Source organism: Pseudomonas sp. GM84, assembly GCF_000282535.1.
In the GTDB taxonomy this organism is placed as follows: Bacteria; Pseudomonadota; Gammaproteobacteria; order Pseudomonadales; family Pseudomonadaceae; genus Aquipseudomonas.
Genome location: NZ_AKJC01000078.1, coordinates 49501 through 64254 on the forward strand (window position 1 = coordinate 49501; position 14754 = coordinate 64254).

16 protein-coding genes are annotated in these 14754 nt (G+C 63.6%); 10 read left to right on the plus strand and 6 right to left on the minus strand.

The genetic code is table 11. The features are described from left to right. Positions 1-117: 117 nt before the first annotated feature. Positions 118-975, minus strand: a complete 858-nt coding sequence (locus PMI38_RS05585) for an SDR family oxidoreductase (protein ID WP_008091605.1) — start codon at positions 973-975, stop codon at positions 118-120. 190 nt (positions 976-1165) lie between these two features. On the opposite strand from PMI38_RS05585, the gene exbB reads away from it, so the two are divergent. The 6 genes from exbB (at position 1166) to PMI38_RS05615 (ending at position 7885) form a co-directional block, all read left to right on the plus strand. Next, positions 1166-2137 (plus strand): tonB-system energizer ExbB, encoded by a 972-nt coding sequence (exbB, locus tag PMI38_RS05590; protein WP_008091606.1) that lies wholly within the window; start codon positions 1166-1168, stop codon positions 2135-2137. 3 nt (positions 2138-2140) lie between these two features. Continuing rightward, positions 2141-2569, plus strand: a complete 429-nt coding sequence (gene exbD / locus PMI38_RS05595) for a TonB system transport protein ExbD (protein ID WP_008091608.1) — start codon at positions 2141-2143, stop codon at positions 2567-2569. Then, positions 2566-3300, plus strand: a complete 735-nt coding sequence (locus PMI38_RS05600; RefSeq protein WP_008091610.1) for an energy transducer TonB — start codon at positions 2566-2568, stop codon at positions 3298-3300. The genes exbD and PMI38_RS05600 overlap by 4 nt, the downstream gene beginning before the upstream one ends. Positions 3301-3394: 94 nt before the next feature. Continuing rightward, positions 3395-4321 (plus strand): hydrogen peroxide-inducible genes activator, encoded by a 927-nt coding sequence (locus PMI38_RS05605; RefSeq protein WP_008091613.1) that lies wholly within the window; start codon positions 3395-3397, stop codon positions 4319-4321. Between the two features lie 3 nt (positions 4322-4324). Beyond that, the gene (recG, locus tag PMI38_RS05610; RefSeq protein ID WP_008091615.1) at positions 4325-6403 is read left to right on the plus strand and encodes an ATP-dependent DNA helicase RecG; all 2079 of its coding nucleotides are present in this window, start codon (positions 4325-4327) and stop codon (positions 6401-6403) included. A gap of 78 nt (positions 6404-6481) precedes the next feature. Then, positions 6482-7885 (plus strand): aminoacyl-tRNA deacylase and HDOD domain-containing protein, encoded by a 1404-nt coding sequence (locus PMI38_RS05615; protein ID WP_008091618.1) that lies wholly within the window; start codon positions 6482-6484, stop codon positions 7883-7885. 138 nt (positions 7886-8023) lie between these two features. Here PMI38_RS05615 and PMI38_RS05620 read toward each other — a convergent pair whose 3' ends face one another. From PMI38_RS05620 to PMI38_RS05635, 4 genes are all read right to left on the minus strand, one after another. Continuing rightward, positions 8024-8398: a hypothetical protein gene (locus PMI38_RS05620; protein ID WP_008091620.1), complete on the minus strand. Its 375-nt coding sequence runs from the start codon at positions 8396-8398 to the stop codon at positions 8024-8026. 148 nt (positions 8399-8546) lie between these two features. Next, positions 8547-8846: an HU family DNA-binding protein gene (locus tag PMI38_RS05625; protein WP_008091621.1), complete on the minus strand. Its 300-nt coding sequence runs from the start codon at positions 8844-8846 to the stop codon at positions 8547-8549. Positions 8847-9034: 188 nt separating this feature from the next. Continuing rightward, a complete protein-coding gene (locus PMI38_RS05630; protein ID WP_008091622.1) occupies positions 9035-10183 on the minus strand; it encodes an NAD(P)/FAD-dependent oxidoreductase in 1149 nt (382 codons plus the stop codon). Positions 10184-10221: 38 nt separating this feature from the next. After that, positions 10222-10389 (minus strand): rubredoxin, encoded by a 168-nt coding sequence (locus tag PMI38_RS05635; protein WP_008091623.1) that lies wholly within the window; start codon positions 10387-10389, stop codon positions 10222-10224. Positions 10390-10520: 131 nt separating this feature from the next. Between PMI38_RS05635 and PMI38_RS05640 the strand changes: the two genes are divergently transcribed. Together PMI38_RS05640 and ubiA are read left to right on the plus strand one after the other, a co-directional pair. Then, positions 10521-11078 (plus strand): chorismate--pyruvate lyase family protein, encoded by a 558-nt coding sequence (locus PMI38_RS05640; RefSeq protein WP_008091624.1) that lies wholly within the window; start codon positions 10521-10523, stop codon positions 11076-11078. Beyond that, the gene (gene ubiA, locus PMI38_RS05645; protein ID WP_008091625.1) at positions 11078-11968 is read left to right on the plus strand and encodes a 4-hydroxybenzoate octaprenyltransferase; all 891 of its coding nucleotides are present in this window, start codon (positions 11078-11080) and stop codon (positions 11966-11968) included. Before PMI38_RS05640 ends, ubiA begins: the two co-directional genes overlap by 1 nt. Before the next feature lie 112 nt (positions 11969-12080). On the opposite strand, the gene PMI38_RS05650 is transcribed toward ubiA, so the two are convergent. Next, positions 12081-12452, minus strand: coding sequence for a COG4315 family predicted lipoprotein (locus PMI38_RS05650; RefSeq protein WP_043273100.1), 372 nt, complete (start codon positions 12450-12452; stop codon positions 12081-12083). 174 nt (positions 12453-12626) lie between these two features. On the opposite strand from PMI38_RS05650, the gene phoB reads away from it, so the two are divergent. Both phoB and phoR read left to right on the plus strand, forming a co-directional pair. Then, a complete protein-coding gene (gene phoB / locus PMI38_RS05655) occupies positions 12627-13316 on the plus strand; it encodes a phosphate regulon transcriptional regulator PhoB (protein WP_008091627.1) in 690 nt (229 codons plus the stop codon). Between the two features lie 47 nt (positions 13317-13363). Continuing rightward, the gene (gene phoR, locus PMI38_RS05660) at positions 13364-14671 is read left to right on the plus strand and encodes a phosphate regulon sensor histidine kinase PhoR (RefSeq protein ID WP_008091628.1); all 1308 of its coding nucleotides are present in this window, start codon (positions 13364-13366) and stop codon (positions 14669-14671) included. Positions 14672-14754 lie beyond the last annotated feature (83 nt).

The window sequence follows — 14754 nt, forward strand, 5'->3', positions numbered from 1 at the left end:
CTGGGCTGATTTTACGGGCCCTATCGCCGGCAAGCCGGCTCCCACAGGTACACCACTGCGCTCAAGGGCTGTGGGTTCCCTGTGGGAGCCGGCTTGCCGGCGATAGGGCCAGTAGAATCAGCCTCTATCTTGCAGAATGGCCGCATAACCTTCCTTGTAGCTCGGATAGGCCGGCACCCAACCCAACGCCCGCACCCGTGCATTGCTACAGCGCTTGCTGCCAGTCCGTCGCACCCGCTGCTCATCCGACCACTCGGTAACACCCATGTACCCCCGCAGCCAGGCCACCACATCGGCCAGCGGCGCTGGGTCGTCATCCACACCGATATAGCAGTCGTCGAGCGCCACGCCATCGGCGTCGGCCCGTAGCAGGAACGCCAGCAGGCTTGCAGCGTCCTCGGCATGGATGCGGTTGCCATACAGCGGCGGCTCTTCAGCCACTCGATACCCTTGGCGCACCTGGCTCAGCAGCCACTCGCGGCCGGGGCCATAGATCCCGGTCAAACGCACGACACTGGCCGGGATACCACTTTCCAGCGCCAGCCGTTCGGCCTCCAGCATCACGCGCCCGGAGTAGCCCTCCGGCTCGGTGGCAGCGGTCTCGTCGATCCACTCCCCGTCCTTTTGCGCGAACACGCTGCTGCTGGAGACGAAGAGCAAACGCCAAGGACGCTGGCCACGTGCGCTCAGCCACGCCAGTACATTGCGCAAACCCTCGACGTACGCTGCTTGATAACCCGCCTCATCGTGCTGGCTGGCGGCGACGCAATACACCAGGTAGTCCGGCGAACGCTGCGGCCAGGCCTGGGGCATACCCGCGTCGGAGAGGTCGGCGGCGATGGGGGCAACGCCTGGGGGCAACTGTTCGACCGAACGTCGCAACCCGCTGACTTGCCAGCCTCGGGCAAGCAGTTGCCGAGCCAAGCGCCCCCCTACATCACCACAACCTACGATCAATGCAGAAAGGTCTGACATCACAAAACTCCCTAGACCAAAGAGTCAGGCTAGCCGGATTACACGATGGACGGCTAGACCATGGGCGAAAAAAGCAACGAGATTACTTTTGTTAACAAGAATTACTTGCAATAATGCGGCCCTATCTGTTCTCGGCCTATCTCGAGGCCTTGGAGAACGTTCACTTTTTTCTTCATCAGGTCCGGCCAGCATGACACGTATTCAACCTTCCGCTTCGCCAACCCCGTCGCGCGCCTGGCGCGCCATCGCCGCGCTGATGTTCAGCCTGGTGCTGGCCCCAGTGGCCATGGCCGATGAGCCAACCGCCAATGCCAGCGCTCCGGCCGCCGCCACCGCTCCGGCTGCCCCAGCCGCCGAAGGTCAGGCACCTGCTGCCGGCGCCCAGGCAGCCGCTCCGGCCGATGCCCCGGTAGTCGTGGACCCAGCCACCGAAGCGCTGGTTGAGGACACCTCCCTGGGCATGGCCCACGACCTGTCCCCGTGGGGCATGTACAAGAACGCCGATGTGGTAGTGAAGGCCGTGATGATCGGTCTGGCCATCGCCTCGATCATCACCTGGACCATCTGGATCGCCAAAGGCTTCGAGCTGATGGGCGCCAAGCGTCGCCTGCGTACCGAGATCGCCCAGCTGAAGAAGTCCGCCACCCTCAAGGAAGCCAGCGACGTCTCCAACAAGGAAGGCACCCTGGCCCACACCCTGGTCCACGACGCCCTCGAAGAGATGCGCCTGTCGGCCAACGCCCGCGAGAAAGAAGGCATCAAGGAACGCGTCAGCTTCCGTCTGGAGCGCCTGGTGCATGCCAGCGGCCGTAACATGAGCAGCGGCACCGGCGTACTGGCGACCATCGGTTCCACCGCGCCATTCGTGGGTCTGTTCGGTACCGTATGGGGCATCATGAACAGCTTCATCGGCATCGCCAAAACCCAGACCACCAACCTGGCCGTCGTAGCCCCTGGTATCGCCGAAGCCCTGCTGGCCACCGCCCTGGGCCTGGTCGCCGCAATCCCGGCCGTGGTCATCTACAACGTCTTCGCTCGCTCCATCGCCGGCTACAAGGCGCAGGTGTCCGACGCGTCGGCGCAGGTCCTGCTGCTGGTCAGCCGTGACCTGGACCACCAGGGTAGCGAACGCGCTGCCCCGCACATGGTGAAAGTGGGGTAAGCCATGGGCCTGCATCTCAACGAAGGTGGCGACGACCTCGCCGAAAACCACGAAATCAACGTCACGCCGTTCATCGACGTGATGCTGGTGCTGCTGATCATCTTCATGGTCGCCGCCCCCCTGGCCACGGTCGACATCAAGGTCGACCTGCCGGCCTCGACCGCCAAGCCGGCGCCGAGGCCCGAGAAACCGGTGTTCGTCAGCGTCAAGGCCGACCAGAAGCTGTATGTCGGCGACGATCAGGTACCTGCCCCCGCACAGCTTGGCCCGATGCTCGACGCCAAGACCAAGGGTGACAAGGAAACCACCATCTTCTTCCAGGCCGACAAGGGCGTGGATTACGGTGACCTGATGGAAGTGATGAACAACATGCGCGCGGCCGGCTACCTCAAGGTCGGTCTGGTAGGTCTCGAGACGGCAGCCAAGAAATGACGAAACCGCGCTCAAACATGGCGCGCTACGGTGGCAGCCTGGCGATCGTGCTGGGCGTGCACGTAGTCGCTGTGCTGCTGACGCTCAACTGGTCGGTGCCCCAGGCCATCGAGCTGCCCCCGGCAGCCATGATGGTCGAGCTGGCACCCCTGCCCGAGCCCGCACCGCCACCACCACCCAAGGCCGCCCCACAGCCGCCGGCACCGGTCGAAGAACCGCCGTTGCCCAAGCTGGTAGAGGCGCCGAAACCGAAAATCGCCATCGCCAAGCCACCGAAGCCCAAGCCCAAACCACAGCCGCCCAAGCCTGAGAAAAAGCCTGAGCCGCCGAAGGACGAGCCACCGGCCAAGGAAGAAGTGGTCGACACGCCGCCAAGCAACACGCCACCGCAGAAGTCGGCGGCACCGGCGCCGAGCATCGCTTCCAACAGCAAAGCGTTGCCGAGCTGGCAAAGCGACTTGCTGCGTCACCTGGCGAAGTACAAGCGTTACCCGGAAGACGCGCGCCGCCGTGGCCTGCAGGGCATCAACCGCCTGCGCTTCGTGGTCGATGCCGAAGGCAAGGTGGTCTCGTACTCGATGGCCGGTGGTTCCGGCAGTGCGGCACTGGACCGGGCGACCCTGGAGATGATCCGCCGGGCCGGCACGGTACCCAAGCCGCCACCCGAGCTGCTGAACAATGGCACGATCGAGGTCGTGGCACCGTTCGTCTACTCGCTGGACCGTCGCTGATACTTTTGTTTCTGTCACAAATCAGCAAGTCTGATAACGTGCGTCTATCGATTGCAGCCGCTATGCTGGGCCCGCAACTTCATGGACGCACGTTATGACCCTCACAGAACTTCGCTACATCGTCACCCTCGCCCAGGAGCAGCACTTCGGCCACGCCGCCGAACGCTGCCATGTCAGCCAGCCGACCCTGTCGGTCGGCGTGAAAAAGCTGGAGGACGAGCTTGGTGTGCTGATCTTCGAGCGCAGCAAGAGCGCGGTACGCCTGACCCCGGTCGGCGAGAGCATCGTCGCCCAGGCGCAGAAGGTTCTGGAGCAAGCCCAAGGTATCCGCGAGCTGGCCCAGGCCGGCAAGAACCAGCTGACCGCCCCACTCAAGGTCGGTGCCATCTACACGGTCGGGCCCTACCTGTTCCCGCACCTGATCCCGCAGCTGCACCGCGTGGCGCCGCAGATGCCGCTGTACATCGAAGAAAACTTCACCCACGTGCTGCGCGAGAAACTGCGCAACGGCGAACTGGACGCGGTGATCATCGCCCTGCCCTTCAACGAAGCCGACGTACTGACCCTGCCGCTGTACGATGAGCCATTCTGTGCCTTGATGCCTGCCGACCACCCCTGGACGGCGAAAAAGACCATCGACACCGCCATGCTCAACGACAAGAGCCTGCTGCTGCTCGGCGAGGGCCACTGCTTCCGCGACCAGGTTCTGGAAGCCTGCCCGACGCTGAACAAGGGCGGTGAAGGCGCCAAGCACACCACGGTCGAGTCCAGCTCGCTGGAAACCATCCGCCACATGGTCGCCTCCGGCCTGGGCGTGTCGATCCTGCCGCTGTCTGCAGTGCACAGCCACCACTACGCGCCAGGGGTGATCGAAGTTCGCCCACTGACCGCACCGGCACCGTTCCGTACCGTGGCTATCGCCTGGCGCGCCAGCTTCCCGCGGCCGAAGGCCATCGAGATCCTCGCCGACTCGATTCGCCTTTGCTCGGTGGCCAAGCCGCCCGTGGAACAATCGGCCTGATCCATGAGTGAGCTGTCGAAGGTCTCGGTCACCGCGCTCAAGGGCGTTGGCGAAGCCATGGCGGAAAAACTCGCCAAGGTAGGCCTGGAGAATCTGCAGGACGTGCTGTTCCACCTGCCCTTGCGTTACCAGGACCGCACCCGCGTGGTGCCCATTGGCCAACTGCGCCCGGGGCAGGATGCGGTGATCGAAGGCGTGGTCAGCGGTACCGATGTGACCATGGGCAAGCGCCGCAGCCTGGTGGTGCGCCTGGGCGATGGCAGCGGCGTGTTGAGCCTGCGCTTCTATCACTTCAGCAATGCGCAGAAAGAGGGCCTCAAACGCGGCACCCACCTGCGCTGCTACGGCGAGGCCCGGCCGGGTGCCTCGGGCCTGGAGATCTACCACCCCGAGTACCGCGCGCTCAACGGCGACGAGCCAGCGCCACCGGTCGAGCAGACCCTGACGCCGATCTACCCGTCCACCGAAGGGCTCACCCAGCAGCGCCTGCGCCTGCTCTGCCAACAGAGCCTGGGCATGCTTGGCCCGCGCAGTCTGCCGGACTGGCTGCCCGACGAGCTGGCCCGCGACTATCACCTGGCGCCGCTGGACGATGCGATCCGCTACCTGCACAACCCACCGGCCGATGCCGACCTCGACGAGCTTGCCGAGGGCCAGCACTGGGCCCAGCATCGCCTGGCCTTCGAAGAGCTGCTGACCCACCAGCTGTCGCAGCAACGCCTGCGCGAGAGCCTGCGCAGCCTGCGCGCGCCGGTACTGCCCAAGGCCAAGCGCCTGCAGGCGCAGTACCTGGCCAACCTGGGCTTCCAGCCGACCGGGGCGCAGCAGCGGGTGGCCAACGAAATCGCCTATGACCTGAGCCAGGCCGAGCCGATGATGCGCCTGGTACAAGGCGATGTCGGCGCCGGCAAGACCGTGGTCGCCGCCCTGGCCGCGCTGCAGGCCCTGGAAGCCGGCTACCAGGTGGCGCTGATGGCGCCCACCGAGATTCTCGCCGAACAGCACTACATCACCTTCAAGCGCTGGCTCGAACCGCTGGGCCTCGAAGTCGCCTGGCTGGCCGGCAAGCTCAAGGGCAAGGCCCGCGCCAGCGCCCTGGAGCAGATCGCCAAGGGTGCGCCGATGGTGGTCGGCACCCATGCGCTGTTCCAGGAAGAGGTGCAGTTCAAGCACCTGGCCCTGGCGATCATCGACGAACAGCACCGCTTCGGTGTGCAGCAGCGCCTGGCCTTGCGCAAAAAGGGCGTGGCCGGCGAACTGTGCCCGCACCAGCTGATCATGACCGCCACACCGATCCCGCGCACCCTGGCCATGAGCGCCTATGCCGACCTCGACACCTCGGTGCTCGATGAACTGCCGCCAGGCCGTACACCGGTGAATACCGTGCTGGTGGCCGACAGTCGCCGCTTCGAGGTGGTCGAGCGGGTGCGCGCCGCCTGTGCCGAAGGCCGCCAGGCCTACTGGGTATGCACCCTGATCGAAGAATCCGAGGAACTCACCTGCCAAGCCGCCGAAAGCACCTATGAAGACCTCGGCAGTGCTTTGGGCGAGCTGCGCGTAGGCCTGATCCATGGGCGCATGAAACCTGCGGAAAAAGCCGCGGTGATGGCCGAATTCAAGCAAGGCAACCTGCAATTGCTGGTGGCCACCACGGTGATCGAAGTGGGCGTCGACGTGCCCAATGCCAGCCTGATGATCATCGAGAACCCCGAGCGCCTGGGTCTGGCGCAGTTGCACCAGCTGCGCGGCCGGGTTGGCCGGGGCAGCGCGGTGAGCCACTGCGTGCTGCTGTATCACCCACCGCTGTCGCAGATCGGTCGCGAACGCCTGGGGATCATGCGGGAAACCAACGATGGCTTCATCATCGCCGAAAAGGACCTGGAGCTGCGCGGCCCTGGCGAGATGCTCGGGACGCGCCAGACCGGCCTGCTGCAGTTCAAGGTCGCCGACCTGATGCGTGACGCCGACCTGCTGCCGGCGGTGCGCGACGCCGCCCAGGCCCTGCTGGCGCGCTGGCCGGAGCATGTCAGCCCATTGCTTGACCGCTGGCTGCGTCACGGCCAGCAATATGGCCAGGTGTGACGCCTGTCCCAGAATGGATCCAGCTTTGCGATCAGGCTGGTTATACTTCGCGTTTCAAAGAATTTGTGGATACAGACCATGACTGAAGTTGCCTTGGACACCGCAACCCCGCACGCCCCGTCTGTCATCCGGCTGTTGCTCGAAAAACTGGGCGTGGCCTACCGCGAGGTGCCAGATCATCCGCAGCTGCCAGCCGCCGCACGCGTGCAGGCGATCCTGCTCGACGACGAGATCGGCGCCTTGATGGTGCTGTTCCCACAGACCAAGCTGCTCGACCTCAATCGCCTGGAAGAGCTGACCGGTCGCAAGCTCAAGGCCGTACCCGTCACACGCCTCAAGCAGATGCTCGACAAGCACCAGCTCAAGGCCCTGCCTGGCATTCCGGCACTGACCAGTTCGCCGTGCCTCTACGAAGGCAAGTTGCTCGATGCCGAACACCTGCTGATCCAGTCTGGCGAGGCGGGCCTGTTGCTGGAAATCAAGCGTGACGATTACAAGCGCATGCTGGCAAAGGCCAGCGCCGGCGGTTTCGGTCAACCGGTCAGGGAGATTCGCCCTAACCTCGACCGGCCAGACGACGACTCCAGGGAAATTACCCAGGCCGTCCAGGCGTTCACGGCCCGCCGCATCCAGAAGCGCCTGGAAGAAACCATCGAGATCCCGCCGCTGGCCGACACTGCGCAGAAGATCATCAAGCTGCGCGTCGACCCCAACGCCAGCATCGACGACATCACCGGCGTGGTCGAAACCGACCCCGCCCTGGCTGCCCAGGTGGTCAGTTGGGCCGCATCGCCCTACTACGCCTCACCCGGCAAGATTCGCTCGGTGGAAGATGCCATCGTTCGTGTGCTGGGCTTCGACCTGGTGATCAACCTGGCCCTGGGCCTGGCGCTGGGCAAGACCCTGAGCCTGCCCAAGGATCATCCGCAGCAGGCTACACCCTACTGGCAGCAGTCGATCTACACCGCGGCGATCATCGAGGGGCTGACCCGCGCCATGCCGCGCGCCGAACGCCCAGAGGCCGGCCTGACCTACCTGGCAGGGTTGCTGCACAATTTCGGTTACCTGTTGCTGGCCCATGTATTCCCGCCGCACTTCTCGCTGATCTGCCGGCACCTGGAGGTCAACCCACACCTGTGCCACACCTTCGTCGAGCAGCACCTGCTGGGTATCAGCCGCGAACAGATCGGCGCCTGGCTGATGAAGCTGTGGGATATGCCTGAAGAGCTGTCCACCGCGCTGCGTTTCCAGCACGACCCGACGTATGACGGTGAATATGCCGCGTATCCGAACCTGGTGTGCCTGGCGACCCGCCTGCTGCGCATGCGGGGTATTGGCTCGGGGCCGCAGGAAGCGATTCCAGATGAACTGCTGGAACGCCTTGGCATCACGCGGGAGAAGGCCGAGGACGCGGTGAACAAGGTGCTGGAGGCCGAGACCTTGTTGCGTGAGCTGGCTTCGCAGTTCAACGCACCGCATTGATTTATTTGAGGCCCTCTGGGAGCGGGCTTGTCCCGCGAACACGGGCGAAGCCCGTGCCATGCAGCGGGTGTGCCTGGGCCGGCCCTTTCGTGGGGCAAGCCCGCTCCCACAATCAATTGCCAGACTTGTCTGGCAATATCAGCCCTTCTTCTTCGGTTTCAGGTACTTCATCAGCCCCTGGAACCACATCACCAGCGCCGGATTGCCCTTGATCTGGATGCTCTTGTCCTGAATCCCCTGCATGAACGCCAGTTGCTTGTTGCCCGCCTGCAGCGTGGCGAAGCCATAAGCCGCGTCCTTGAAGGCGATGGCGAAGGCCGGCTGCGCGTGCACACCGCCTTTGCTGCTGATGCGCTCGCCATTGACGATGAAGTGCCGGGCGACCTTGCCGTCCAGCGTCTGCATCTGGAACACCAGGTCCTTGTCTTTGAGTTGCTGCTGAAACGCCGGGTTGTTGCGGCTGGCCCTGGCCATCAGCAGTCCCATGGCCCAGAGAAGAAAGCGGAACTTCATCAACGCGCCTCGAATGAAATATGACTGAAGTGCGCAGTCTATCCTTTTCCTGTACTAATTATGCAAGTTCGCCACACGTTGTCTGCAGAACGCACAACGGGCGCCCGAGGGCGCCCGTTGTGCTGACACTGGGGATGTCAGGAATCGATCACTTGCCTTTCTTGGCCGGCTTGGCAGGTGTGTTGACGCTGTCGCGCAGGTTCTTGCCAGGCTTGAAGGCAACGGTGTTGCTGGCCTTGATTTTCACCGGCTGGCCGGTTTGCGGGTTTTTCCCGGTGCGGGCACCACGATGGCGTTTTTCAAAGGTACCGAAACCGACCAGCGTGACGGTGTCCTTGTCCAGGGCACCGGTAATGCTGTCGAGAATCGCGTTCAGCACCTGGTTGGCCTTTTCCTTGGTCAGATCGGCCTTTTCGGCGATGACGGCGGCGAGTTCTGGTTTACGCATAGTGAAGCCTCTTTGACGGGATTTCTTGTTGTTATTGCCGTGCTGCCATTGAAGCAGCGTTCAAGGCACCGCAGGCTCTAATCTGCGGCAGACGGAAGTGAGAATGGCACGCCCACCGAGGCCGCGCCAGTATCAGGGCGGCCATTGTGTGACCAACAACAGGATAAATCCGACAGAACGCCCGCCATTTACGCCATAAGGGGGGGCAACTGCCTATTCAGCGCCAGTTTTTCCATGACGGCGCTGCCCGTCAGGGCATAACCCAGCAGCTGGCCGTCAGCAGCGTGGCAGAGCACTTTCAGGTCACTGCCCTGCCCTTCCACCTGCCAGGTGCCTTCACGGCCCTGAGGCGCAGGTGACACAACCAGAGGGCAAGCCGGCGTCTTGACGGTGATTGGCATCGGCCCGTAGCTGACAGTTGTCGGGTTGCCGGCCAGGGTCTGGGCCAAGGCACGGGCACAGGCCATCAGCGGCATCACGTAGAGCAGGTTGATGCCCTCGACTTCGGCACAATCACCCAGCGCATAGATATTGCCGTGGGAAGTGCGCAGCTGACGGTCCACCACCACACCACGATTGATCTGCAAGCCGGCGGCCGCGGCCAGGTCCGTGCGTGGACGCAGGCCAATCGCCGACACCACCAGGTCACAGGCGATCACACTGCCGTCGGACAGGTGCGCTTCGAGCCCATCCCCCTCCTGCTGCAGACGGGTCAGCACCGGGCCGAGGTGGAAACGCACCCCCAAGCCTTGCAACCCGGCTTGCACCGCAGCGGCCGCGGCTGGGTGCAGCAGGGTCGGCATGATCTGCTCGCAGGGGGCCACCACATCGACCTGAAAACCGCCCAGGCTCATGTCATTGGCGAATTCACAGCCGATCAGGCCGGCACCGAGGATCAGCACACGCTGCTTGCCAGCAGCCGCGGCACGAAAACGTGCGTAATCCTCCAGATCATTGATCGGGAAAACCCGATCCGCACCATCGCCTTCGATCGGCACCTGCACGGTTTGCGCGCCCCAGGCCAGCACCAGGTCGCGGTACTCGACGGCCTCTTCACCGATCCACAGGCGCTTGTGGCCCGGGTCGATGCCGCTGATGCGGGTATGGGTGCGGACTTCGGCCTTGAGCTGCTCGGCCATGGCGCCCGGCTCGGCCATGCACAGGCCGTCGGCGTCCTTTTGCTTGGCGAAACCTGTGGAGAGCATCGGCTTGGAGTAGGAGCGACCGTCATCGGCCGTGATCAGCAGCAGCGGCGTCTCGCCATCGAGCTTGCGAAATTCACGGGCCAGGTTATAGCCCGCCAGGCCAGTACCGATGATTACCACGGGGGACGTCATGTCGTGCTTTCCTCTCGTATGTGCAAACAGGTTGGGGATCAGCCGATGGCGATCATTTCGAAGTCGCTCTTGCCGACACCGCAGTCGGGGCACAGCCAGTCCTGCGGCACATCTTCCCAGCGGGTGCCGGGGGCGATGCCGTCATCCGGCCAACCTTCGGCCTCGTCGTAGATCAGGCCACAGACAATACATTGCCACTTCTTCATGGGGTGTCGTTCCTCGGTACAGGCTCAGGCTTTGTCATACGGGCTCAAGGCCCTTTCGCGGGCATTATGCAAGCAGTCGGGGCAATCATGCTAAGCTCGCCGCCTCTCTGGCTGTAACAAAGCATACCGACGTGTCGTACGAATCCCCGCAAGCAGCCGCTGTCGCGTGGCTGCCGTATTCACAGCTGGCGACCGACATCGACCAGCCTACCCTTGACTGGCTGTTCGACGAAGGCTCCCTGACTCGCCGGCTGATCCACCTGTCCCACGATCACTTCAGCGTGACCCCTCTGTTCGAGGGCTGGCAGCCGCTGCGCGATGACGAATGCCAGGCACTGCGCATCGCTCCGGGTGCCGAAGGCTGGGTGCGCGAAGTGTACCTGCGCGGCCATGGCCAACCCTGGGTATTCGCCCGCAGCGTGGCCAGCCGCAGTGCGCTGGAGCGCGGCGGCCTGGACCTGGAAACCCTGGGCAGCCGTTCGCTGGGCGAGTTGCTATTCTGCGACCAGGCGTTCATCCGCCACCCCATCGAAGTGTGCACTTATCCACAACCCTGGCTGCCTTCCGAAGCAGCCCATGAAGGCTTGTGGGGGCGTCGCTCGCGCTTCGAACGCAACGGCCTCGACCTGCTGGTGGCCGAGGTGTTCCTGCCGGCACTGTGGCAAGCGGCCAAGGAGGAAAACCGCTGATGTACCTGCAACTGCTCAAGTCGCTCAACCGCGTGCACCCGCGCGCCTGGGACTTTGTCCAGCTCAGCCGCATGGACCGGCCTATCGGCATCTACCTGTTGCTGTGGCCCACCCTGACCGCCGTGTGGATTGCCGGGCAAGGTTCGCCAACCTTGGCCAACGTGCTGATTTTTGGCCTCGGCGTGGTGCTGATGCGTGCCGCCGGCTGCTGCATCAATGACTTCGCCGACCGCAAGGTCGATGGCCACGTCAAACGCACCGCCGACCGCCCATTGGCCAGCGGTCGGGTCAGACCGCGCGAAGCGCTGGCGCTGTGCGCCATCCTGGTTGCTCTGAGTTTCCTGCTGGTGCTGTGCACCAACAGCCAGACCGTGTGGCTGTCGTTCGGCGCGGTAGCCCTGGCGTTCTGCTACCCGTTCATGAAGCGCTATACCTACTACCCGCAGGTGGTGTTGGGCGCCGCGTATTCCTGGGGCATTCCCATGGCGTTCACCGCCGCGGGCGGCGAATTGCCGGCCAGCGCCTGGCTGCTGTACATCGCCAACCTGTTGTGGACGGTGGGTTATGACACCTACTACGCCATGGTGGATCGCGACGATGACCTGAAGATCGGCGTGAAATCGACGGCGATCCTGTTCGGCGAGTCTGACCGGGTGATCATCCTGACCTTGCAGCTGCTGTCACTGGGTTGTCTGTTGCTGGCAGGCAGCCGCTTCGAGCTGGGGGGCTGGTTCCACCTCGGGCTGCTGGGGGCGGTGCTGTGCTTTGCGTGGGAGTTCTGGTCGACGCGCAAGCTGGACCGGGAGTCGTGCTTCAAGGCGTTTCTGCACAATCACTGGGCGGGGTTGCTGATCTTCATCAGCGTGGTGCTGGACTACGCCCTGCGCTGAATTCATCGCCGGCAAGCCGGCTCCCACATGTCCACCACAGCCCTCAAGAATGGCGCTGTACCTGTGAGAGCCGGCTTGCCGGCGATTGGGCCGCAAGGCGGCCCCGGCAATCTCAAGGCTTGGCGATATGCCAGACGTCCTTCACGCCATCACCGGTCTTGTCTCCGGCTTTCTTGTCCTTGATGAAGGTGTACAGCGGCTTGCCGTCATAGGCCCACTGCATCGAACCATCGTCTCGCGTCACATGGGTCCATTTGTCCTTCGGCGCCTCGTCGTCCTTCTTGACCATCAATGGCGGCCAGTTCTTGGCGCACTCGTCATTGCATACCGACTTGCCACCTGAATCCTTGTCAAAGGTGTACAGGGTCATGCCAGCGTGATCGACCCACATGCCATCCTTCTCCATGGCATGGTGGGCAGACGCTACCCCCGGAAGCGCCAGTGCAGCGAAAAGGGCCATCCAGCTCAGCGTGTGTCGTGTCATTGGAATCACCATTGTTTCGGGGGTGGAATGAGTTCGGGTTGCCGTCGCAACGGCCCTGTGTAGCCTAGCCCAGTCACGCAATGTCGCCAGAACGGCCAACGCCCTGTCACACAGCTGCAATAATTCCGTTATCTAATGCGGGCCAGACACGATTTCCCAGGAGAGGTTTTGAGCATGGTTGGCAGGAACATTCTGATCGTCGACGACGAAGCGCCTATTCGCGAGATGATCGCCGTTGCATTGGAAATGGCCGGCTATGACTGCCTGGAAGCAGAGAATTCCCAGCAGGCCCATGCGATCATCGTCGACCGCAAGCCCGACCTGATCCTGCTCGACTGGATGCTGCCCGGCACCTCCGGCATCGAGCTGGCGCGGCGCCTCAAGCGAGACGAGCTGACCGGTGACATTCCGATCATCATGCTCACCGCCAAGGGCGAGGAAGACAACAAGATCCAGGGCCTGGAAGTGGGCGCCGACGACTACATCACCAAGCCGTTTTCCCCGCGCGAGCTGGTTGCCCGCCTCAAAGCCGTGCTGCGTCGCACCGGCCCGAGCGACACCGAAGCACCGATCGAAGTCGGTGGCCTGCTGCTCGACCCGATCAGCCACCGCGTGACCATCGATGGCAAGCCTGCCGAAATGGGCCCTACCGAATACCGCCTGCTGCAGTTCTTCATGACCCACCAGGAGCGCGCCTACACCCGTGGCCAATTGCTCGACCAGGTGTGGGGCGGCAACGTGTATGTCGAGGAACGCACCGTCGACGTGCACATCCGGCGCCTGCGCAAGGCACTGGGTGAAGCCTATGAAAATCTGGTACAAACCGTGCGCGGCACTGGCTACCGCTTCTCGACCAAAAGCTGATCGAGCCCCCAGCGCCAAGCTGCACGTCGTTGTACAAGGACCGTCAATTGAACCAGAACTGGCACGCGACCCTGATTCGCCACCTGCTGTTGTTGATCACCGTCTGCCTGATCGGCGGCCTGGTCAGCGGTTACTACGGTTGGAGCCTGGCCATCGGCTTGGCGCTCTACCTGGGCTGGACCCTCAAACAGCTGCTGCGCCTGCATGACTGGCTACGCAACCACCAGCCCGACGAAGCACCGCCCGACGGCTACGGCCTGTGGGGTGAAGTGTTCGACAGCATCTATCACCTGCAACGCCGCGACCAACGCGTGCGCGGGCGCCTGCAGGCGGTGATCGACCGGGTACAGGAATCCACCGCCGCCCTGCGTGACGCGGTGATCATGCTCGACAGCGATGGCAACCTGGAATGGTGGAACCGCGCCGCTGAAACCTTGCTCGGCTTCAAGACCCCGCAAGATGGCGGCCAACCGGTGACCAACCTGGTACGCCACCCTCGCTTCAAAGAGTACTTCGAGTCGGAAAACTACGCCGAACCGTTGGAAATCCCTTCGCCGATCAACGATCGCCTGCGTGTCCAGCTGCACCTGACCCGCTACGGCAACAACGAGCACCTGATGCTGGTGCGTGATGTCACCCGCATTCACCAGCTCGAACAGATGCGCAAGGACTTCGTGGCCAACGTTTCCCACGAATTGCGCACGCCGCTGACGGTCATCACCGGTTACCTGGAAACCCTGCTGGACAACGTCGAAGACGTGAACCCGCGCTGGGGCCGGGCGCTGCAACAGATGAACCAGCAAGGTTCGCGCATGCAGACGCTGCTCAACGACCTGCTGTTGCTGGCCAAGCTGGAGGCCACCGACTACCCCTCGGACAACCAGCCGGTCGCCGTCGATGCCCTGCTGCAGGCGATCTACAACGATGCCCAGGCGCTGTCCGGGCCGCGCAACCAGCGCATCACCCTGGAAGCTGCGCCCGGCGTGAAGTTGAAGGGCAGTGAGTCGGAGCTGCGCAGTGCCTTTTCCAACCTGGTGTTCAACGCGGTCAAGTACACCCAGGACGAAGGCAGCATCCGTATCCGCTGGTGGGCCGACGCCCAAGGCGCGCACTTGTCGGTACAGGACTCGGGGGTCGGTATCGACGCCAAGCACCTGCCGCGCCTGACCGAACGCTTCTATCGAGTCGACTCCAGCCGCGCGTCCAACACCGGTGGCACCGGGTTGGGGCTGGCGATCGTCAAGCATGTGCTGATGCGTCACCGCGGCAAGCTGGAGATCAGCAGCGTGCCGGGGCATGGGAGTACCTTTACTTGCCACTTTGCGCCCACGCAGCTGGCTAACGGCAAGGGGTGAGCTGGGGCTGCTGCGCAGCCCGATCGCCGGCAAGCCGGCTCCCACAGTTCAAGGCTGGACGCGGTACCTGTGGGAGCCGGCTT

What these genes read in the sequence shown, in the direction of transcription:
- PMI38_RS05585 (WP_008091605.1), bottom strand. Translation starts at nt 975, where the DNA reads ATGTCAGACCTTTCTGCATTGATCGTAGGTTGTGGTGATGTAGGGGGG.
- exbB (WP_008091606.1), top strand. Translation starts at nt 1,166, where the DNA reads ATGACACGTATTCAACCTTCCGCTTCGCCAACCCCGTCGCGCGCCTGG.
- exbD (WP_008091608.1), top strand. Translation starts at nt 2,141, where the DNA reads ATGGGCCTGCATCTCAACGAAGGTGGCGACGACCTCGCCGAAAACCAC.
- PMI38_RS05600 (WP_008091610.1), top strand. Translation starts at nt 2,566, where the DNA reads ATGACGAAACCGCGCTCAAACATGGCGCGCTACGGTGGCAGCCTGGCG.
- PMI38_RS05605 (WP_008091613.1), top strand. Translation starts at nt 3,395, where the DNA reads ATGACCCTCACAGAACTTCGCTACATCGTCACCCTCGCCCAGGAGCAG.
- recG (WP_008091615.1), top strand. Translation starts at nt 4,325, where the DNA reads ATGAGTGAGCTGTCGAAGGTCTCGGTCACCGCGCTCAAGGGCGTTGGC.
- PMI38_RS05615 (WP_008091618.1), top strand. Translation starts at nt 6,482, where the DNA reads ATGACTGAAGTTGCCTTGGACACCGCAACCCCGCACGCCCCGTCTGTC.
- PMI38_RS05620 (WP_008091620.1), bottom strand. Translation starts at nt 8,398, where the DNA reads ATGAAGTTCCGCTTTCTTCTCTGGGCCATGGGACTGCTGATGGCCAGG.
- PMI38_RS05625 (WP_008091621.1), bottom strand. Translation starts at nt 8,846, where the DNA reads ATGCGTAAACCAGAACTCGCCGCCGTCATCGCCGAAAAGGCCGATCTG.
- PMI38_RS05630 (WP_008091622.1), bottom strand. Translation starts at nt 10,183, where the DNA reads ATGACGTCCCCCGTGGTAATCATCGGTACTGGCCTGGCGGGCTATAAC.
- PMI38_RS05635 (WP_008091623.1), bottom strand. Translation starts at nt 10,389, where the DNA reads ATGAAGAAGTGGCAATGTATTGTCTGTGGCCTGATCTACGACGAGGCC.
- ubiA (WP_008091625.1), top strand. Translation starts at nt 11,078, where the DNA reads ATGTACCTGCAACTGCTCAAGTCGCTCAACCGCGTGCACCCGCGCGCC.
- PMI38_RS05650 (WP_043273100.1), bottom strand. Translation starts at nt 12,452, where the DNA reads ATGACACGACACACGCTGAGCTGGATGGCCCTTTTCGCTGCACTGGCG.
- phoB (WP_008091627.1), top strand. Translation starts at nt 12,627, where the DNA reads ATGGTTGGCAGGAACATTCTGATCGTCGACGACGAAGCGCCTATTCGC.